Annotated in this window: 19 protein-coding genes; 9 read left to right on the forward strand and 10 right to left on the reverse strand. The window is 65.2% G+C overall.

Going from position 1 to position 19113, the window contains the following annotated elements:
* Positions 1-14 precede the first annotated feature (14 nt).
* From B5483_RS17585 to hisC, 3 genes are all read right to left on the reverse strand, one after another.
* Complete coding sequence (locus B5483_RS17585) at positions 15-794, reverse strand: transglutaminase-like domain-containing protein (RefSeq protein WP_054946119.1); 780 nt, start codon at positions 792-794, stop codon at positions 15-17.
* A gap of 70 nt (positions 795-864) precedes the next feature.
* On the reverse strand, positions 865-1791 hold the full coding sequence (locus tag B5483_RS17590; RefSeq protein WP_054946120.1) for a prephenate/arogenate dehydrogenase family protein: 927 nt from the start codon (positions 1789-1791) through the stop codon (positions 865-867).
* Positions 1788-2900: a histidinol-phosphate transaminase gene (gene hisC, locus B5483_RS17595; RefSeq protein WP_054946121.1), complete on the reverse strand. Its 1113-nt coding sequence runs from the start codon at positions 2898-2900 to the stop codon at positions 1788-1790. Before hisC ends, B5483_RS17590 begins: the two co-directional genes overlap by 4 nt.
* A gap of 86 nt (positions 2901-2986) precedes the next feature.
* On the opposite strand from hisC, the gene metX reads away from it, so the two are divergent.
* The 3 genes from metX to metW are packed head-to-tail and all read left to right on the forward strand — an operon-like array spanning position 2987 to position 5146.
* Positions 2987-4114 carry a homoserine O-acetyltransferase MetX gene (metX, locus tag B5483_RS17600; protein ID WP_079731323.1) on the forward strand — a complete coding sequence of 376 codons (1128 nt, stop codon included), beginning with the start codon at positions 2987-2989 and terminating at the stop codon, positions 4112-4114.
* A gap of 1 nt (position 4115) precedes the next feature.
* Positions 4116-4553 carry a GNAT family N-acetyltransferase gene (locus B5483_RS17605; protein WP_054946123.1) on the forward strand — a complete coding sequence of 146 codons (438 nt, stop codon included), beginning with the start codon at positions 4116-4118 and terminating at the stop codon, positions 4551-4553.
* Positions 4553-5146, forward strand: coding sequence for a methionine biosynthesis protein MetW (gene metW / locus B5483_RS17610; protein ID WP_054946124.1), 594 nt, complete (start codon positions 4553-4555; stop codon positions 5144-5146). The genes B5483_RS17605 and metW overlap by 1 nt, the downstream gene beginning before the upstream one ends.
* Before the next feature lie 83 nt (positions 5147-5229).
* Here metW and nadA read toward each other — a convergent pair whose 3' ends face one another.
* The 5 genes from nadA to B5483_RS17635 form a co-directional block, all read right to left on the reverse strand.
* Entirely contained in the window at positions 5230-6216 is a 987-nt protein-coding gene (gene nadA / locus B5483_RS17615; RefSeq protein WP_054946125.1) for a quinolinate synthase NadA, read from the reverse strand.
* A gap of 92 nt (positions 6217-6308) precedes the next feature.
* A complete protein-coding gene (locus B5483_RS17620) occupies positions 6309-7025 on the reverse strand; it encodes a hypothetical protein (RefSeq protein ID WP_079731324.1) in 717 nt (238 codons plus the stop codon).
* A 74-nt stretch (positions 7026-7099) separates the two neighbouring features.
* Complete coding sequence (locus tag B5483_RS17625; RefSeq protein WP_079731326.1) at positions 7100-7978, reverse strand: MBL fold metallo-hydrolase; 879 nt, start codon at positions 7976-7978, stop codon at positions 7100-7102.
* 63 nt (positions 7979-8041) lie between these two features.
* Entirely contained in the window at positions 8042-8506 is a 465-nt protein-coding gene (locus B5483_RS17630) for a DUF1465 family protein (RefSeq protein ID WP_054946128.1), read from the reverse strand.
* A 148-nt stretch (positions 8507-8654) separates the two neighbouring features.
* Positions 8655-8852, reverse strand: a complete 198-nt coding sequence (locus tag B5483_RS17635; RefSeq protein WP_176168093.1) for a YdcH family protein — start codon at positions 8850-8852, stop codon at positions 8655-8657.
* A gap of 222 nt (positions 8853-9074) precedes the next feature.
* Here B5483_RS17635 and B5483_RS17640 point away from each other — a divergent pair, with 222 nt between their 5' ends.
* From B5483_RS17640 to tilS, 5 genes are all read left to right on the forward strand, one after another.
* Positions 9075-9230, forward strand: a complete 156-nt coding sequence (locus B5483_RS17640; protein ID WP_079731327.1) for a YdcH family protein — start codon at positions 9075-9077, stop codon at positions 9228-9230.
* Positions 9231-9330: 100 nt separating this feature from the next.
* Entirely contained in the window at positions 9331-11607 is a 2277-nt protein-coding gene (ptsP, locus tag B5483_RS17645; protein ID WP_054946130.1) for a phosphoenolpyruvate--protein phosphotransferase, read from the forward strand.
* Positions 11608-11767: 160 nt separating this feature from the next.
* The gene (locus tag B5483_RS17650) at positions 11768-12922 is read left to right on the forward strand and encodes a helix-turn-helix domain-containing protein (RefSeq protein WP_079731329.1); all 1155 of its coding nucleotides are present in this window, start codon (positions 11768-11770) and stop codon (positions 12920-12922) included.
* Between the two features lie 188 nt (positions 12923-13110).
* On the forward strand, positions 13111-14070 hold the full coding sequence (locus tag B5483_RS17655; RefSeq protein ID WP_079731375.1) for a tetratricopeptide repeat protein: 960 nt from the start codon (positions 13111-13113) through the stop codon (positions 14068-14070).
* A complete protein-coding gene (gene tilS / locus B5483_RS17660; protein WP_079731330.1) occupies positions 14051-15061 on the forward strand; it encodes a tRNA lysidine(34) synthetase TilS in 1011 nt (336 codons plus the stop codon). The genes B5483_RS17655 and tilS overlap by 20 nt, the downstream gene beginning before the upstream one ends.
* A gap of 3 nt (positions 15062-15064) precedes the next feature.
* Here tilS and B5483_RS17665 read toward each other — a convergent pair whose 3' ends face one another.
* Together B5483_RS17665 and B5483_RS17670 are read right to left on the reverse strand one after the other, a co-directional pair.
* Complete coding sequence (locus B5483_RS17665; protein ID WP_079731331.1) at positions 15065-15739, reverse strand: L,D-transpeptidase family protein; 675 nt, start codon at positions 15737-15739, stop codon at positions 15065-15067.
* Positions 15740-15911: 172 nt separating this feature from the next.
* Complete coding sequence (locus B5483_RS17670; RefSeq protein WP_079731332.1) at positions 15912-16550, reverse strand: TetR/AcrR family transcriptional regulator; 639 nt, start codon at positions 16548-16550, stop codon at positions 15912-15914.
* A 111-nt stretch (positions 16551-16661) separates the two neighbouring features.
* Here B5483_RS17670 and B5483_RS17675 point away from each other — a divergent pair, with 111 nt between their 5' ends.
* On the forward strand, positions 16662-19028 hold the full coding sequence (locus B5483_RS17675; protein WP_054946135.1) for a TonB-dependent receptor: 2367 nt from the start codon (positions 16662-16664) through the stop codon (positions 19026-19028).
* Positions 19029-19113: the final 85 nt, after the last annotated feature.

Raw genomic sequence — 19113 nt, forward strand, 5'->3', positions numbered from 1 at the left:
CTCGATATTGTCGGTTAGGTGACTTCGGTGACTTCCACGCTTTGCGAATTGAGCGTGACGGCGCCGTAGCTGGTGAGGAACGAGACGTCGGCGGCATCGCGGCCCACGCCGATCTTGGCAATGCCTTCCGGACGCGACATGCCGGTCGCGTCGACCATGTGCCAGGCCCCGTCGAGGAACACTTCGGCCACCGCGTGGAAATCCTGCGGGTCTACGCCGAGACCGTAGACGCTGGCAAAGCGCGCCGGGATTGCGCTGGCGCGGGTCAGCGTGATCATCAGGTGCGCGAAATCGCGGCAGACGCCCTGCCGGGTCACGAAGGTCTGCTCGGCGCAGGTGCTGCTTTCGCTCGATCCGACGACGTAAGTGAGGTGCTGGCCGATCCAGTCGCGGATTGCGCCGACGCGAGCGCCGCCCTGCAGTTCGCCGAATTCGGCCTCGACCAGGTTCTGGAAAGTATCGGAAGGGCAATAGCGCGAGGGCATCAGGTAATCGACCGTCTCCCCGGGCAGGAGGTGGGCCGGAACCGCGGCAAGGTCATCGACATTGGCAAGCATGCGCACCGGTTCCACCGTCGCCTCGTAGCGGACCTTGAGCGATTCCGCCGCGGCCAGCCAGATCCGGTCGCCGATGTTGTCGTGCCCGGGGATGCGCGCGAAGTGTTCCACCGGTGGCAGGTCGATATGGGCGCGCAATACTTTCTGTTCGGGCAGGATGGCCGCCTCGACCTGAAGCAGCACGTCGGCAGGCGCCGGAAGCGAATAGTCGAGCTCGGTACGGATCGATAACTTCATGTCGGCACGGCTCCGGCGTGAGGGCTGTCCTCCGCTCAATGCCGGGTAGCCGAAAAAGGTTCTCCGGGCCTCAGATTTTCTTCGTTCCGTTCTCGTGGTCGCCGCGGCCGAAGTCGGGGCGGGAATCGTCCTGCCCTTCCTGGATGATCGAGCGGCGGATCGCGCGGGTGCGCGCGAAGTGCCCGAACAGTGCGTCGCCATCGCCCACGCGGATGGCGCGCTGCAGGGCGGTGAGGTCCTCGGTGAAGCGCTGCAGCATCGTGAGCACCGCTTCCCTGTTGGTCAGGAACACGTCGCGCCACATCGTCGGATCGCTGGCGGCGATGCGCGTGAAGTCGCGGAAACCGCCGGCAGAGTACTTGATCACCTCGCTCTGGGTCACGTCCTCGAGGTCCGAGGCGGTGCCGACGATGGTATAGGCGATCAGGTGCGGCAGGTGGCTGGTCACGGCGAGGACGAGGTCATGGTGCTGGGCATCCATGATCTCGACGTTTGCGCCCAGCGCCTCCCAGAATTCGACGAGCTGCGAGAGCTTGACGAGGTCGGTATGCTCGGGCGGGGTGACGATGCACCAGCGGTTGCGGAACAGGTGGGCGAAGCCCGCGTCGGGGCCGGAATTCTCGGTGCCGGCGACGGGATGGGCCGGGATCACGTAGTGATCGGGCAGGGCTTCGCGCAAGGCCGTCGCGATCGACTGCTTGCACGAGCCGACATCGCTGATCAGCGCATCCTCGCGCAGCGCGTCCCGCACCTGTGCCGCCGCTTCGCCCATGACGCCGGGGGGCACGCAGAAGATCACGAGATCGGCCTCGCGCACCGCCTCGGCAGAGGTTTCGCAGACCTGGTGAACAAGGCCGCGCTCGGCCGCACGGGCGCGGGTGGCGGGGTCTAGGTCGAAACCGGTAGTCCGGACCTCGGGCAGGAATTCCTGCGTGGCCAGGCCGATCGATCCACCCTGCAGCCCCAGCCCGATGATGGCGACTTTCCTGAAGCTCATTTGGCGGCTTCCGCCATTTCGCGCAGGGCATCGGCGATCACGTCGAGGTCGGCGCGTTTGCCGATGGTGATGCGCAGGGCTTGCGGCAAGCCCTGCCCGGGCAGCCAGCGCACGATGTAGCCGCGTTCGGCAAGGCCGTCGAACGCGGTCTCTGCCGAAAGTGCGCCTTCGAACAGGATCAGCACGAAGTTCGCCTGGCTCGGCAGCGCGCGCAGGCCGTGGTTGCCCAGCGCTTCGATCTTCTCGACGAAACGGGCACGCTCGACGCGGTTGTGGATGTGGCTGCGCTCGAGAAAGGCTGTATCCTCCAGTGCGGCCAGCGCCTTGGCCTGCCCGGTGTTGGAGACGTTGAAGGGGCCGCGGATGCGGTTGAGTGTCTGGATGATGCCCGGCGCGCCGGTGCCCCAGCCGATGCGTTCGCCGGCGAGGCCGAAGATCTTCGAGAACGTGCGGGTGACCAGCACGTTTTCGTGCATGGCGGCCAGAGCGATTGCGCCATCCTCGTCCTCGGGCGCAACGTATTCGCCATAGGCCTGGTCGATCACCAGCAGCACGTCGGCGGGCAGCGCCGCGTGAAGCCGCGCGATCTCGCCCTTTGGCAGGAAGGAGCCGGTCGGGTTGTTCGGATTGGCGATGAAGACGACGCGCGTCCTGTCCGTCACCAGGGCGATCAGGGCGTCGACATCTGTACCGTAGTCTGCATCGGGAGCGACCACCGGAGTCGCGCCGCAGCGGCGCGCGGCTATGTCGTAGACCGAAAAGCCGTAGCGCACGTAGATCACTTCGTCGCCCGGACCGGCATAGCCCTGCGCGGCCAGGTTGAGCAGTTCGTCAGAGCCGGTGCCCATGACGATCCGCGCCGGATCGATGGCGTGCATTTCGCCGATCTTCGCACGCAGCGCCTTGCTGTCCGGGTCGGGATAGAGCGAGGGGACCTGGGCCTGTGCGGCCAGCGCGGCCTCGCTGGTGCCCAGCGGATTCTCGTTCGCCGAGAGCTTGATCAGCGGCCGCCCGTCCTTGCCGGAGGATTTGCCCGGCACATAGGCGTGAATCGCCTCGATCCAGGGCTTGGGCTGCGGGGCTTTCGAACGGGTTTCGGTTTCGGTCATCACGCGCGCGCCTTTAACGCAGCGTGGGACCGATTGACAGCCTGTGATTGACAGTTGCCGGGACGTCCCCCACTTGGCGGTTCATTATGGCCACGGCCCGCGACACAGAAACGAGCAAAGTCCTTGAACTGGCGCAGCCTCTCCCGCTCGATGGCGGGCAGAGCCTCGAAGGCGTGCGTATCGCTTACGAGACGCACGGAACCCTCAACGAGGCCCGGGACAACGCGATCCTCATCTGCCACGCCCTGACCGGCGATCAGTATGTCATGTCCGATCACCCCAAGACCGGCAAGCCGGGGTGGTGGGTGCGCATGGTCGGGCCGGGCAAGCCGATCGACACGGATCGCTTCTTCATCATCTGCGCCAATGTGATCGGCTCGTGCATGGGCTCGACCGGACCGGCAAGCCTGGCTCCGGACGGCAAGCCCTATGGCATGCGGTTTCCGGTCATCACCATCCGCGACATGGTGCGCGGCCATATCGCCCTGCTCGATGCGCTGGGGATTGACAGTCTCTATGCTGTCGTCGGCGGATCGATGGGCGGGATGCAGGCGCTTTCGCTGGCGGCGAGCTTCTCCGAACGCGCGCGCGCGGCGCTGGTCATCGCCTCGACCGCGCGCCATTCGGCGCAGAACATCGCCTTCCATGAAGTGGGGCGCCAGGCGATCATGGCCGATCCGGACTGGCGCGAGGGTGCTTATTACGAGGCCAAGGAGAACGGCGGGAAGGGGCCGGAAAAAGGCCTCTCGGTCGCGCGCATGGCCGCGCATATCACGTATCTGTCGGAAGCCGGTCTGACCGAGAAGTTCGGTCGCCGCCTGCAGGACCGCAGTGAGAAGACCTTCGGCTTCGATGCCGATTTCCAGGTCGAATCCTACCTGCGTTATCAGGGCCTGTCCTTCACCGACCGGTTCGACGCCAATTCCTACCTCTACATTACCCGCGCGATGGACTACTTCGACCTTGCCGAGGAGCATGGCGGGATGCTGGCCAAGGCGTTCGCCCGCTCGAAAGCGCGCTTCTGCCTCGTCAGTTTCGATACCGACTGGCTCTATCCCACGTCCGAATCGCGCAACGTGGTCCACGCGCTCAATGCGGCCGGCCTGCCGGTGAGCTTCGTCGAACTGTCCGCCCCGTTCGGGCACGACTCGTTCCTGCTCGACGTGCCCGCGCTCGACCGCGTCGTCGAAGGATTCCTCGGAGAAGGCCGCTAGAATGCCCGCCATCGAATACAGCGACGACACCTCGCGGCTGGACATCGCGCGCATCCACGGCTGGCTCGCCTCGAGTTACTGGACGCCGGGCATTGCGCGCGAACAGGTGGAGCGCCAGATCGCGGGCTCACACTGCCTCGGGGCCTATCGTGCGGACGGCGGGCAGGTGGGCTTCGCGCGCGTCATCTCCGACCGTGCCAGCTTCGCGTGGCTGGCCGACGTCTGGGTGGACGAGCGCGCGCGCGGGCAAGGCCTCGGCACCGAACTGGTGCGCTGGTTCCTCGCGCATCCCGACTACGCCGGGGTCCGCCGCTTCGCTCTTGCCACCAAGGACGCACATGGCGTCTACGCAAAGCTGGGCTTCACCCCGCTCGTGCGGCCCGACTGGCAGATGGAAAACCTCTCCGGCCCCTTCGCCGCGCTACCGGATCAGGATTGATGAGCCTGCTGCGCCCCGATCTTGCGGTGATCGCCGCCAATGTCGCGCCGGGATCTCGTGTGCTCGACGTCGGCTGCGGCGACGGTACGTTGATGCAAGCCCTGCGCGACGAGAAGCAGTGCGATGCGCGCGGCATGGAACTGGATCCGGCGAACGTGGGAAAGTGCGTGGCCAAGGGGCTTTCGGTGATCCAGGGCGATGCCGACAGGGACCTCGCCTTCTATCCCGACAAATCGGTCGACTACGCGATCCTCTCGCAGACGCTGCAGACGACGATGCGCCCCGACATGGTGCTGGAAGAACTGCTGCGCATCGGGCGCCGCGCCTTCGTCAGCTTCCCCAACTTCGCCCACTGGCGCGTGCGCCTCTCGCTGCTGTGGGGCGGGCGCATGCCGGTGACCCGGCTGCTGCCGGTCGCTTGGTACGAAACGCCGAACATCCACCACCTCACCGTCGACGATTTCCGCGCGCTGGTGAAGGAGCGCGGGATCACCGTGGAAGGCTGCTGGTTCCTTTCCGGTGACACCCAGTGCAGCTCGGCAGCGGCGAACTTCCGCGCCGAACACGCGGTGTTCCAGCTTTCTCGGGGCTGATCGGGGTTGGTATGGCGCGGAGCCTCCGACAAGCTCGGGCTGAGCTTGTGTCGAAGGCCGTGCGTTCACTCGGACCCGGGAACTCAGCGAGCCCCGAGGTCTCCCTTGCCAACGGCACCTGAAGCCATTTCCAGCATCCGGTCCAGGCTCTTCTTCGCGGCGACGCGCACGCTTTCCTCGATCTCCACGCGCGGCTGAAGGTCACGCAGGGCGAGGTAGAGCTTTTCCATGGTGTTGAGCGCCATGTAGGGGCAGATGTTGCAGGCGCAGTTGCCGTCGGCACCGGGGGCGCCGATGAAGGTCTTGCCCGGCAGCGCCTTTTCCATCTGGTGGATGATGTGCGGCTCGGTGGCGACGATCAGGGTATCGCCCTCGAATTCCTGTGCGAACTTGAGGATGCCGCTGGTCGAGCCGATGTAGTCGGAATGATCGATGATGTGCGGCGGGCATTCCGGGTGGGCAGCGATCGGTGCGCCCGGGTGCTGTGCCTTGAGCTTGAGCAGTTCGGTCTCGCTGAAGGCCTCGTGGACGATGCACACGCCCGGCCAAAGCAGCATTTCGCGATTGAACTTGCGGCTGAGATAGCCGCCCAGGTGCCGGTCGGGGCCGAAGATGATCTTCTGGTCCTTCGGGATCTGCTGCAGGATCGTTTCGGCGCTGGAGCTGGTGACGATGATGTCGGACAGCGCCTTCACCTCGGTCGAACAGTTGATGTAGGTCAGCGCGATGTGATCCGGGTGAGCTTCGCGGAAAGCCTTGAACTTTTCGGGCGGGCACGAATCCTCGAGGCTGCAGCCGGCTTCGAGGTCGGGCAGGACGACGATCTTTTCCGGGCTCAGGATCTTGGCGGTGTCGGCCATGAACTTCACGCCGCAGAAGGCGATGACATCGGCATCGGTCGCCGCAGCCTTGCGGCTCAGCTCCAGGCTGTCGCCCACGTAGTCCGCCAGGTCCTGGATTTCGGGCTTCTGGTAGTAGTGGGCGAGGATGACGGCGTTGCGTTCCTTGCGCAGTCGCTCGATCTCGGCGCGAACGTCGACGCCGGACAGATCGGCGGGCATTACGGTCATGGTAGGCTTTCCCTCTGGTTCCTGTGCCAGTTTTGCACCGGTTGCGGGCCCTATCTAGGGACGGAACGCCCGCGCCCCAAGGGGAAAATGCGTTAACCGCCCCCGGTGATGCGTGCCGCAAGCTCTGCCATGAGCGATGTGCGGCCCATAGCTTCGTAGAGCGCGTGGTTCGCCGCGACCACGCCAATCGCGATCAGCGTTGCGCGGTGGACGCTGCCCAGCGTCGCCCTGTCGTGCCGCGCCACGATCGCCAGAGTGCCGAGCTGGATGAGCATGCCAACCGTTTCGCCCCAGGGCGCAAGCAGCGGCATCGGCAGCATGCGTCCATAGGCAGGCTCCATCAGCAGTACGTTGGCACCGACGATGAGGCGGCGGTGCATTTGCGTGTCGTGTCGGTTCACGATCGCGGCGACGAGCATCGCGGCGAACAGGGCCAGGCCGACGTGATTCAAGGCCAGGAAATAGGCAGGGGTGAAGAACGGCGGTACATGGTCGGTGCGGATCGTCATGATCGAGGCGAAACTGCCGAGGATCACGATCAGCGCAGCCAACGCCATGCCGATCCGGCCGAACCGGCGGTGTCGCGCCGGATCGCCGCGCTTGATCAATGTCGGCTGGTAGATGAACAGGCCGAGCCAGCTGACCATCACCAGCGCATGGATGTGGATCCAGACGGGCACGCGCGCGATGTCGACGAAGCCGCGCGCCGTCCACTGCAAGAAGCCGAAAAGAATGAAGGCGGCAATACCGATTGCCATCTTCTGCCAGAACGTCAGTGCCCCGCTGCGTTCGTCTGCAATGCTTGCCATGTATTCCCCCGAGACTTTTGTCTTTGGCGCAAGGAAATACAGTATTGCCTGTCAGGCTTCCAGTCGCAGGTAAGTCAAGCGCGCAAGGACCATTCGTGGTCTGCGCTCGTGACCAGATCTCTTCTTTCCAGATCAATCAGATGCGCATGGACCGAACGACCTGCAGCGGGCCAGAGGCGCTCGTCCACGCCTTTGTACATGTGCGGAATCATGTCGCCGATCCGGTGGCGGCCTGCTTCCAGCTGGCGAAGGATCTGCTTCTCGCGCTGGCGGCGGTGGCCGATCATCCCGCGCACGAGCTGGCGCGGCTTCTCCACCGCAGGGCCGTGAGCCGGGTAATAGACCGTGTCCTGCTCGCGCCGGTAGAGCAGGGCGAGGCTTTCCATGTAGTCGGACATGTCGCCGTCCGGTGGTGCGACCACGCTGGTCGACCAGCCCATCACGTGATCGCCGGTAAACAGCGCGCCGGTTTCGGGCAGCGCGTAGCACAAGTGGTTGGAAGTGTGGCCGGGCGTGGCGATGGCCGTGAGCGTCCAGCCGTCGCCCGCTACCGCTTCGCCGTCGGCCAGGACGCGGTCCGGGCGATAGTGAGAGTCGAAAGCCGCGTCCGCGCGCGGTCCGTCGTCTTCCAGCGTAAGCGGGGCGCAGCCGATGATCGGTGCGCCGGTCCGCGCCGCGAGCGGGGCAGCCGCGGGCGAATGATCCCGGTGGGTGTGCGTGCACATGATCGCAGCGATGCGTGCGTTCCCGGTCGCGGCCAGGATCGCGTCGATGTGTTCGGCCTCGTCAGGGCCCGGATCGATCACCGCCACGTCGCCAGCGGCGCCAACAAGGTAGGTCTGCGTGCCGGTGTAGGTGAAAGGCGAAGGGTTTCGCGCCAGGACACGCCGCACGAGCGGGCCGACCTGCTCGGCTTCGGCATAAGGGGCGGCAATGGCGCTTGGGTCGGTCATGGGGGGCGATATGGCCCCTGATTGCCGCGCTGTCGAGTTGTCGACCCGCCGGCGTGTGCGCGATCAGCCGGCCAGCCGCTGCTCGATGCGCTCGCGCAGCCGCTCGATCGCGCTCGGCTCGGGGCTTTCGCTCAGGCGCCAGTTGCGATCCAGCCACAGCAGGCGTTCGTAGAAGCGACGCGTCGCCTGCACCAGTGAGGCTGTTTCGGGTTCGAGCAGGGCCAGCTGCTGCGGATCGGACCGGCGCATGTCGGACGAGAGGCGCCCGTGGCGGCGCAATTGGTACTCGGTGATCTCACCCATGAAGAAGGCCCGGTGATTGAGAAGCCAGGCGATCGCGTGCATCATCCGGGTCGTCGTGCGTAGGCCCTCGCTCGAGAGGGCCACGCGCGCGACATCCTCGTCGTGTCCGGCCCGCTCCAGCTGGCCGGACAGCGTGAAGGCATGGCGCACTTCGTCCGAAAGCGTGAGAGCCTCGCAATAGAGCGCTTCGACGATGCGCGGATTCATGGTCACTGGTTCGGACATTGCGTTCGATATTTATGAAGGTCGAATCGCGGGCAACAGCGACTTTGCAGGAATCCACGGCCCGATTCGGGACTGTCCCTGCGTGGGACGCTTCATGGTTTAGGAATGTTAACCGAAAAGCTGCTGTGTGTCGCAGAAACCTGCCGAATCAGGCGATTATGTCCGGGATTAGGTAATCCTCGATCTGCGCGATCTGATCCTTCAGGATGAGTTTGCGCTTCTTCAGCCTGGCAATCTGCAACTGATCGGTCGAGCCCGAGGCATTGAGTGCGTCAATGGCAGCGTCGAGATCGCGATGCTCGATCCTCAGGAGTTCTAGGCGCTTGCGCATTTCCTCTTCGGTCACGCCGGAATTCCTCATAACTTTGCGCGGCTTGTGGCCGGAACGCTGGTTTGGCTGCTGGCCCGCTCGACGCAGCGACCATGCGATTCACCGAATATGAATCAATCATACTCTTCGCAAGGTGGCCTGAATATGTTTGGATGACTTTGCGCCGCATCCGAGAGGAGTCGAGTCGCCAATTCGGGAGCTCGGCTCGGATCCGGCCCTTCTAGAGGAGAACCGTCCATGGATAGTTCGCACGTCAGCGCCCTTCAACTCAAGCATGCCGGGATCGAACGCCGGCTCCACGACGAGATGACGCGGCCGCTGCCTGATAATGCGTTGATCCAGTCCCTCAAGAAGCGAAAGCTCAGACTCAAGGAAGAAATCGCCCGCTGTTAAGCGCGCGATTGCCCGCGTAGCGGAGATAAGTTCCGAATTAACCTGATTTCACGGTCCCGCTCCGTTCCCAAAGCGCTCCGATTGGGGTAGTTCTCAGGGCATGACCAGCGGAGCCGTTGAAGCAGCACGAAACATTCTCACCCGCCTCCACGAGGTCATGGCTTCGCGCAGCAATGCGCAGGCCAAGCTGAACAACGTGGTGGAAGTGATAGGCGAGTGCCTCGATAGCGAGGTCTGCTCGATCTACCTCCTGCGTGAGGGGATGCTGGAACTCTTCGCAACGCGGGGCCTGGCCCAGGAGGCCGTCCACGTCACGCGAATGGCGGTGGGTGAGGGTCTCGTCGGCACGATTGCCGACAATATCGAGACGCTTAACCTCGCCGAAGCGACAGCGCACCCCGACTTCTCCTATCGCCCGGAAACGGGGGAAGAGAAGTTCCATTCCTTCGCGGGTGTGCCGATCGTGCGGCGCGAACGTGCGGTTGGCGTGCTGTGCGTGCAGCACGTCGATCCGCGCCGCTACGAGGAAGTCGAGATCGAGGCCCTGCAGACGGTGGCGATGGTGCTCTCCGAGCTCATCACCAATGCAGACCTCATCGACGAAGTGGACACCCATTCCTTCGATGCGGCCAGCAACGGTCCGGAACAGCTTCATGGCCTGACCCTGGTCAAGGGACTGGCGTCGGGCACGGCCGTCTATCACCAGCCGCGCGTGACGATCGAACATGTCGTCGCAGAAGACACCGAGGCCGAGCGCCAGCGCGTCATCCTCGCCTTCGAGAAGATGCGCGAGCAGATCGACCGCATGGCGAGCCAGGCGGAATTCGGCGTGGGCGGAGAGCATGAGGAGGTTCTCGAGACCTACCGCATGTTCGCCTATGACGAAGGCTGGACTCGCCGGATCAACGAGGCGATCGATTCCGGCCTGACCGCCGAGGCGGCGATCGAGCGCGTGCAGCAGCGTACCCGCATGCGCATGCGCCAGATCGACGACCCGCTTCTGGCAGACCGCATGCACGATCTGGAGGACCTGGCGAACCGCCTGCTGCGGATCGTCTCGGGCCAGATGGGCACGGCGGCCTCGATGGGCCTGCGTGCCGATGCGATCCTGATTGCGCGCAATCTCGGCCCGGCCGAGCTGCTGGAATACGACCGGCGGCGCCTCAAGGGCGTTATCCTCGAGGAAGGTTCGCTTACCAGCCACGTCGTGATCGTCGCGCGCGCCATGGGCGTGCCGGTGCTCGGGCGCGTGCGCGGAATGCGCGGCGTCGTGCGGGAAGGCGACCTGCTGCTGCTCGATGCCGACCAGGCGACGGCGACGGTCCGGCCCGCCGCCGGCATGATCGAGGCCTTCGAAGCCCGCTTCGCCAAGACCCGCGAACGCCAGGCCGTCTATGCGGCGCTGCGCGAAGTGCAACCGGTCTCGCGCGACGGAGAGCGGATCAAGGTGATGATCAACGCCGGCCTTCGCGAGGACATCACCAATCTGAGCCTTACCGGCGCTGACGGCATCGGTCTGTTTCGCACCGAATTCCAGTTCCTCGTCTCTGCCACGCTGCCGCAGCGTGAACGCCAGACCCGCCTCTATCGCGACGTCCTTGATGCGGCGGGGGACAAGCCGGTGATGTTCCGCACGGTCGATATCGGCGGCGACAAGACCTTGCCCTACTTGCGCCACGACGACGGCGAAGGCGAAGAGAACCCGGCGATGGGCTGGCGCGCGCTGCGCGTTGCGCTGGAGCGCGACGGCCTGCTCAAGGCGCAGGCCCGTGCCTTGCTGGAGGCTGCCGGTGGACGCACGCTCAACGTCATGTTCCCGATGGTCGCCGAACCTTGGGAGTTCGATGCCGCCAAGGCGGTGTTCGACAGCCAGCTTGCCTACCTCAAGACGCAGAAGAAAGTCCTGCCCGAAGCGATCCGCTACGGCGTCATGCTCGAGGTGCCTGCGCTTGCCGAGCAACTCGACCTGCTGGCGCCGAAGATCTCGTTCCTGTCGATCGGCACCAACGACCTGACCCAGTTCCTGTTCGCGGCGGACCGTTCGAACCCCAAGCTGGCCGAGCGCTACGACTGGCTGAGCCCTGCGATCCTGCGCTTCCTGCGCCGGGTTCTGCGCAACGTCGAAGGACAGGATGTCGATGTCGGTGTTTGCGGGGAGATGGGCGGCCGACGGCTGGAAGCACTCGCGCTGCTCGGCCTGGGCATCAGGCGCCTGTCGATCACCCCCGCGTCGGTCGGTCCGATCAAGGAAATCATCGGCAAGGTCGATATCTCGGAGATCAGCGCGGCCATGGAGGGGTGGCTCGCCAACCCGCCGGAGAACATGCGCGCGACGTTGGCTGGCTGGGCGGCGGAACGCGAAATTCTCGTGGATTGACATAACTCTGACGCGAGCAGAGGATATCCGTCGCCGGTCAGGCACGATCCACCGCATGCCCTTGAATCAGAAACCTGCCTTCTGATTGACTTCGGGGACTCGTCCGGCTTGGGTCGGTCCGGATCGGGGCCTTATCACCTCATGTCCCTTCGGGAGCGGAATGGAAGACGTCGAAAGCAATGGAGCGGCAGTTTCGCCGACGACTGCAGGCAACAGGCTGCGCAAGGCGCGTGAGGCTGCCGGGCTGACCCGTGCCGATATCGCCACGCAAACCAAGATTGCCGAACGCCATCTCATCGCCATCGAAGAAGATCGCTTCAATGATCTGGCGGCGCGCACTTATGCTGTCGGGTTCTCGCGCGCCTATGCTCGCGCCCTTGGCATCAGCGAATCGGAAATCGCCGATCAGGTGCGCGAACAGCTTCACGGGGAAGATCACCTGCGCTCCGAACTGGTCGAACCGAGCTTCGAGCCCGGCGATCCGGCTCGCGTTCCGCCGGTACGCATGGCCTGGATCGCGGCTGGCGGCGTTGTCGTGGTGGTTGGCCTGCTGCTGGCTTTCTGGGGCAGCTTCCTGTCGCCGGAAGGTACTTTGCCCGACCTGATCGCCGACAAGCCGGTGGCCACGGCCAGCAAGGCGCCGGCGCCTCGCCCGACGGCTGCGCCCGGTGCGGTGGCGGCGAACCGGGGGCCGGTTGTGATGACCGCCACGGCCGACAAGGTCTGGGTCAAGGTGACCGACGCCGATGGCAAGCAGCTTCTTCAAAAGGAAATGGCGCTCGGCGAAAGCTGGACGGTGCCTCAGGACGCAAACGGCCCCGAACTGCGCACCGCCCGCCCGGACGCGCTGCAACTGACTGTCGGCGGTCAGGCCGTGCCCGAGATCGCCGACAAGCCGACACTGGTTTCCGGCGTTTCGCTGGCTGCTGCCGACATACTTGCACGCGGTGCTGGCGGTGGGAATGCACCGGCGCCGCAGGCTGCGCCTGCGGCGGCTCCGTCGCCGCGCACGATCGTTACGCCGACGCGCGCTCCTGTGCCCTCGGCGATGGCGGATCGTCCCGGAACCTTGCCGACGCCCAGTCCGACGCCGGTTACGGCATCACGTTCGTCCGCCCCACTGGCATCGCCGCGGCCTGCCGGGACGCGCCCGACGGCAACGGCATCGGCCACCGTGCGCCCGAAGCCCAGCGTTGCCGCGGCCACGACCGTGCCGCAATCGAAGCCGACGGCCGCTGCCACGCCACTCCCGACGCCTTCGCCGACGCCCAGTTCGCGGCCTTCGGATCAGGTGGTTTCCACGGTTTCCGAGTAAGGCCGCCTCGACACAAGGGGCCACTTTCTGCAAACATCCCGCGCGTCGCGCATGGTTAATTGCCGGTTCCGACGGCGCTGGCCATGTTGCGATGCCATTGGGGGCAATGGTGATGGGGCGGTGGGCCCCGACTTGGAGTAGATTTGGCGATGATTGGTTCACTTCGGGCTGGGCGAGGGATGCGGTTCATGAGCGGACGCCTGCTGGCGACCTCGGCCGTTGCGACCCTGCTGGTTTGCGGGGCGGTGCCGGCCCTGGCGCAGGATTCCACGGAAGGCCGTCTCAAGAAGGTCGAGGCCGAGGTCCGCGCCTTGCAGCGCAAGGTTTTCCCGGGCGGCGACGGCAAGTTCTTCGAGCCGCAAATTTCCACGCCCGCACCGACGGCATCGACCGGACCGCAAGTTCCCACCAGCACCCCGGTGACGGACCTGCTCGGCCGCATGGATGCGGTAGAGGCGCAGATGAGCCGCCTGACCGCGCAGGTTGAGCAGAACACCAATCGCCTGAACCAGTTGGAAGCGAAGCTGGCTGCCGACGCGCCGGTCGCGGCCGGTTCGGGTGCGGCTTCGCTGGCGGCGACTTCGGCGCCCGCAACAAGCGCGCCTGCCGCCAACCTCTCCGCGACGAGCGGCGTCGGCGTCGCCAATCAGCCTTCCTCGCTTAACCGAACCCCGGTAACGGCCAAGCCGACCCCGGCGGCGGTGCCGTCCGCATCGCGCCTCCAGGCGGTGCAGGCCATCGTCAAGCCGCAGACGGACGATCCGGCCGACGATGAGTACAGCTACGGCTACCGTCTCTGGGACGCCAAGTTCTATCCCGAGGCTGCGCAGCAGCTGAAGCTGTTTCTCGAAAAGTACCCGAAGAGCAGCCGTGCAAGTTGGGGGCGCAATCTTCTGGGCCGCGCCTATCTCGACGATGGCAATCCCCTGGAGGCGGCCAAGTGGTTCGTCCAGAACTACCAGGCCGACAAGAACGGCGAGCGCGCGCCGGACAGCCTGCTCTACCTCGCGGTCTCGATGAAGCAGCTCAAGGACAACAAGCGCGCCTGCATCGCACTGGCCGAATTCAGCCAGACCTATGCGGCCGAAGCGGCTGGTCGCCTCAAGAGCCTGTACGACGCCACGCGCAATGGGCTCTCCTGCAGCTGACCCCTCGGCCGCGAGGCTGATCCCGCAAGAGGCGCGCGTCGTCCGGTTCCGTGAGGGTCTGGCCGCGCTCTGGCCCGAGGCGATCGATGCCGAGCCGGCCCGGCTGGCGGTTGCGGTTTCCGGGGGGCCTGACAGTACGGCGCTGCTCCTGCTGGCCGCTGCCGCGCTGCCGGGCCGTGTCGAGGCGGCAACCGTCGATCACGGCCTGCGGCCCGAAAGCGCGCGGGAAGCAGCGGACGTCGCCGTGCTATGCGCGCGCCTGAGCGTGCCGCACGAAACCCTGCGGGTAGAGGTGGCCCCCGGCAATGTCCAGGCCGAGGCGCGGACCGCGCGCTATGCCGCGCTTGCCGAATGGATCGAGGCGCGGCAGCTGGCGGCGCTGGTTACTGCCCACCATGCCGACGATCAGGCCGAAACGCTGCTGATGCGCCTTAACCGGGCGAGCGGGGTTGCCGGATTGGCAGGCACGCGCGGGCGGGGGCAGGTGCCCGATACCGACATTGCGCTAATGCGTCCGCTGCTCGGCTGGCGGCGCGTGGAGCTGGCCGAAGTGGTTGCCGAGGCCGGTGTGGCCGCGGCGCAGGACCCGAGCAATGCGGACGACAAGTACGATCGGGTACGGGTGCGCAAGGCGCTTGCCGATGCCGATTGGCTGGACGTTTCCGCGATTGCCCAAAGCGCGGAGTACATCGCCGAGGCCGATGCCGCGCTCGACTGGATGGCGGCACTCGAATGGCGCTCCTGCGTCAAGAAGGAGCCGATGGGGCTGGGCTACCGTCCGCAGGCGCCGCGTGCCGTCGTGCTGCGGGTGATCGCCCGGATCGTGCGCGACCTCGACGGGGCCGAACCGCGCGGCAGCGCCGTGGCGCGCTTGTTCGAAACGCTTGTGCAGGGCAGCCCGGCATCGATCGGTGAGCTTGTCGTGCGTCCCAATGCCGGGCGCTGGAGTTTCAGCAAGGCGCCGGTGCGCGCAGCCCGGCGCAGGACCTGAAGGTCAGGCGCCGACGAGGCTGTCACCCATGCCGACCTGCTTGCCGCGGGTGATGTAGACCTTGTCGCCCAGCTTCGTGGTCCGGAACAGCTTGGCGGCGAAGGGTTCGGGCATGCCGATGCAGCCGTGGCTGGCATAGCCCAGCTCGACCTTGGAGCCGTGCAGGGTGATGCCGTCGTTGGTCAGCCGCTGCATGTAGGGCATCGGTGCGCCGGTGTAGATGTTGGACACGTGGTCCTTGTCTTTCTGCGTGATCGGGAAGACGCCGAGCGGGGTGGGCTTGTCCTCGGTGCCGAGCAGCACGGCAGTCGCGCCGATCTCGTAGCCGTTGCGGAACACGGAAAGGACGCGGGCGTCGAGGTCCACGGTCACGACGATCGGACCGTCGGGGACATTGGCGTCGTCCCAGTGCCATTCGCCGTACTTGATCGGGCCGTCGATGGGCAGGATCCGCTTGATCACGAAAGGCTCGTCGGCCTTGGCGACAGGCGTTGCGGCCTGTGCGGCGGGGGCTTCGGAGGCAGGGGCGGCCGTTGCCGGATCGGCCTTGGCCGCTGCCACGCGGGCCTCGGCAAGCGAAGCGGGCTGCGGTTTGTCGGGAGACGCGGCAAGCATCAGGACGCCGGCAATGACGGCCAGGGCGAGGAAGCCCGAAGCGAGGAGAATGCGTCCGTTCACGTAATCCTGTCCTTGACGAATCTGCCGGTACCGATGCGGCGATGATCGCCCAAAACAGGGTGAAGGGCCAGCGGCATGGCGCCGCTGTCCCGCCCAAGGACTGCGGGAGCGCAAAAGTTAACGTGGAAATTCAGGTAACTGACAAAGCCCCGAGGGACCGCTGCGGGGCTTCTCAGTCGCCCTTGGGACGGGCGATGCCTTCGCGCAGGATCGAGCAGGCCAGTTCCGCCATTTCGTCCGGATTGGCTTCGTCGGACCACACCATGTAGCGCAGGCCGAGGAAGACGTTCATGCCCATGATCGCCCAGGCGTGCGCTTCGCCCAGGTCCTCGCGCAGTTCGCCGCTGGCGATACCGGCCTTGAGCCTGTCGGTCATGCGCGCTGCCGTCGTTTCGTAGTGCGCGCGGAAGGCGGCGGGATCGACGAATTCGCACTCGTCTATGATCCGGTAGATTTCCTTATGCTCACGTGCGAAGTGCAGGAACGCCCCGAGAGCAGCGCGTTCGCGGTCGAGCGCGGGAAGGGGCGGCTCCAGGGCCTTCTTGGCCGCCTCGCGCACTTTGCCGCTCATGTCGTCGACGAGCGCGCGGAAGATCTCATCCTTCGAATCGAAGTAGGTGTAGAAACTGCCCAGCGCCGTTCCGGCCCTGCGGGTGATTCCCGTTATCGATGCCTCGTGAAACCCGTGCTCGCCGAATTCGAGCGCCGCGGCGTCGAGCAACTTGCGCAGCGTCTTTCGTCCCCGCTCGGTTCTGGGAGCCTTGTCGGAGGCGGCGGAAATCTCGGGTTCGGGCGCATCTGCTGTGGTCACAATGCCACAGCTATCCCCTTCAATGGCGATTGGCAAATCTTCAATGTTGAAACCTGATTCAACTCTCGGTATCGATAGCGTCAACGACAAGGTTCATTGGGAGGTGAAGTGATGCTCAAGGCGCATTTTCTCACATTCGGTTGCAGTACTCTGGCTCTTGCCGGATCGCTGGGGCTGGCCGCTCCGGCTCTCGCTCAGGATGCGCAGGCTGCAGCCGAAGCGCAGGAGACGACCGGCGCTGAAATCATCGTGACGGCCCGCCGCCGGGAAGAACGTCTCGTCGACGTGCCGATCGCGGTCACCAGCTTCAGCGGCGCCCAGCTTGAAAAGTCCGGCGCGATCGATGTTACCGACATCGCCCAATCCGCCCCCAACGTCACACTGGAGCCCTCGCGCGGCACCAACTCGACGCTTTCCGCCTTCATCCGCGGCGTCGGCCAGCAGGATCCTGTTTCCGGCTTCGAGCAGGGCGTGGGCATCTATCTCGACGACGTCTATCTCAACCGCCCGCAGGCCGCGGTGCTCGACATCTATGACGTCGAGCGCATCGAAGTGCTGCGCGGGCCGCAGGGCACGCTCTATGGCCGCAACACCATCGGCGGCGCGGTGAAGTACGTGACCAGGCAGTTGCCGCAGGACTTCTACCTGAAGGTCAAGGGCACCATCGGCACTTACGATCAGGCCGATGGCGTGGTGACCGTCTCGGCTCCGATAAGCGACCTCGTGCGCGTGGGCGGTTCGGTGGCGCGGCTTACCCGTGACGGCTTCGGCAAGAACCTCACCACCGGGGCGGAGAATTACAACAAGAACGTCTGGGCGGCGCGCGGCAGCCTCGACATCGGCGGCTACGGTGCGCCGGTGCTGATCCGCATTTCCGGCGACTACACCCACGACAAGTCGAACGCCCGCGGCGGCCATCGTCTGATCCCCGGCTTCGCATCGGGTGCGCCGGTCCTGTCCGACGTCTTCGACACGCGCGGCGGCCTGACCGATCCGAAGCAGGACGTCGAGGCCTATGGCTTTGCCATCAATGCCACAGCCGAACTGACCGACGCACTGACCTTCAAGTCGATCAGTTCATGGCGCAAGGACAACAGCGCATCGCCGATCGACTTCGACGCGTTGCCGACCGTCGACCTCGACGTGCCCGCGTTCTATCACAACGAGCAGGTCAGCCAGGAATTCCAGCTGCAATGGGATGATGGCGGCCCGCTGCAGGGTCTTGTCGGGGTCTATTACCTCGACGCCACGGCCGACACCTACTTCGACAGCCGGCTCTACACGACCTATGCCGATGTCCTGCCGATGCTGACCGGCCATACCGAGGCCGACGTGAGTACCAAGACCTACGCGATCTTCGGCGACTTCACTTATGACCTGACCGATCAGTTCAGCCTGTCGCTTGGCGGGCGCTACACCTGGGACAAGCGCAAGGCGAATATTCTCAAGGAGAACTACATTCTCGGCGGCTCGGCAGGTTTCCAGAATCCGGGGGTCCTGTTCTCGACCGACACCGACTTCAGCGGCGGCAACGAGTTCAAGAAGTTCACGCCGCGCGTGTCCCTGAGCTTCAAGCCGAGCGTCGATCACAACATCTACGCCAGCTATTCCAAGGGTTTCAAGGGCGGTGGTTTCGATCCGCGCGGCGTCGGCAAGAATGCCAACGACCTCGACGGAAACGGCAGTCTGAGCGATGCCGAGATCGCCCAGTACCTCAGCTTCAAGCCGGAAACGGTCGACAGCTACGAGTTGGGCTACAAGGGCAACCTGCTGGGCGGCGCGCTCTATGTTGCCGGCGCAATCTTCCGCATGGATTACACCGACATCCAGATCCCCGGCTCGGTCGCCTGCACCGTCAATGGCGTGCCGACCTTCTGCGGCGTCGTTTCCAACGCCGGCAAGGCGCGGATGCAGGGCGCGGAACTGGAGGCCAATGCCCGCCTCGGCCGCGACCTCGTTGCCTCCGGGGACAGGCTGAACTTCTCGACCGCGATCGGCTACATCGACGCCAAGTTCAAGAAGTACGAGACGCTGATCGGCGGCCAGACGGTAGATGTTGCCCGGTACCGCAACATCCAGAATACGCCGAAGTGGACCGCCAGCGGAACCCTGTCCTATGCGACCCCGGTCGGTGCGGGTGAGCTTAGCGTGTCGACGACGGTCTCCTACCGTTCGAAGACCCACCAGTTCGAGTTCCCGAGCCCCTATCTCGACCAGAAGGGCTATGCCCTGTGGGATGCCAGCCTCGTCTACTCGGCGCCGGGCAGCGGCTGGAGCATCGGCCTGCACGGCAAGAACTTGCTCGACAAGGAATACATCACCTCGGGCTACAGCTACATCTCGCAGAACGCAGAGACGGGTGCGGTCAATCTGGGGACCAATGGCTACCCGATCCCGACGCTCGGCAGCGAAGGTACGCTGACCGCCTTCTACGGCAATCCGCGCCAGGTCTTCCTCACCGCGACAGTGGAATTCTGATCGGGGCAACTGCGCAGCAGCCTGGCGGGATCTTCGTCTCCATTCTCACGGAGCGCCCCCCGCGAAATTCCGCCAGGTCCGTTGC

This window comes from Novosphingobium mathurense, from assembly GCF_900168325.1.
Lineage (GTDB): Bacteria > Pseudomonadota > Alphaproteobacteria > Sphingomonadales > Sphingomonadaceae > Novosphingobium > Novosphingobium mathurense.

Excerpts from the sequence above, each read along its gene's own strand:
- B5483_RS17585 (WP_054946119.1), bottom strand. The coding sequence starts at position 794 with ATGAAGTTATCGATCCGTACCGAGCTCGACTATTCGCTTCCGGCGCCT.
- B5483_RS17590 (WP_054946120.1), bottom strand. The coding sequence starts at position 1,791 with ATGAGCTTCAGGAAAGTCGCCATCATCGGGCTGGGGCTGCAGGGTGGA.
- hisC (WP_054946121.1), bottom strand. The coding sequence starts at position 2,900 with ATGACCGAAACCGAAACCCGTTCGAAAGCCCCGCAGCCCAAGCCCTGG.
- metX (WP_079731323.1), top strand. The coding sequence starts at position 2,987 with ATGGCCACGGCCCGCGACACAGAAACGAGCAAAGTCCTTGAACTGGCG.
- B5483_RS17605 (WP_054946123.1), top strand. The coding sequence starts at position 4,116 with ATGCCCGCCATCGAATACAGCGACGACACCTCGCGGCTGGACATCGCG.
- metW (WP_054946124.1), top strand. The coding sequence starts at position 4,553 with ATGAGCCTGCTGCGCCCCGATCTTGCGGTGATCGCCGCCAATGTCGCG.
- nadA (WP_054946125.1), bottom strand. The coding sequence starts at position 6,216 with ATGACCGTAATGCCCGCCGATCTGTCCGGCGTCGACGTTCGCGCCGAG.
- B5483_RS17620 (WP_079731324.1), bottom strand. The coding sequence starts at position 7,025 with ATGGCAAGCATTGCAGACGAACGCAGCGGGGCACTGACGTTCTGGCAG.
- B5483_RS17625 (WP_079731326.1), bottom strand. The coding sequence starts at position 7,978 with ATGACCGACCCAAGCGCCATTGCCGCCCCTTATGCCGAAGCCGAGCAG.
- B5483_RS17630 (WP_054946128.1), bottom strand. The coding sequence starts at position 8,506 with ATGTCCGAACCAGTGACCATGAATCCGCGCATCGTCGAAGCGCTCTAT.
- B5483_RS17640 (WP_079731327.1), top strand. The coding sequence starts at position 9,075 with ATGGATAGTTCGCACGTCAGCGCCCTTCAACTCAAGCATGCCGGGATC.
- ptsP (WP_054946130.1), top strand. The coding sequence starts at position 9,331 with ATGACCAGCGGAGCCGTTGAAGCAGCACGAAACATTCTCACCCGCCTC.
- B5483_RS17650 (WP_079731329.1), top strand. The coding sequence starts at position 11,768 with ATGGAAGACGTCGAAAGCAATGGAGCGGCAGTTTCGCCGACGACTGCA.
- B5483_RS17655 (WP_079731375.1), top strand. The coding sequence starts at position 13,111 with ATGAGCGGACGCCTGCTGGCGACCTCGGCCGTTGCGACCCTGCTGGTT.
- tilS (WP_079731330.1), top strand. The coding sequence starts at position 14,051 with ATGGGCTCTCCTGCAGCTGACCCCTCGGCCGCGAGGCTGATCCCGCAA.
- B5483_RS17675 (WP_054946135.1), top strand. The coding sequence starts at position 16,662 with ATGCTCAAGGCGCATTTTCTCACATTCGGTTGCAGTACTCTGGCTCTT.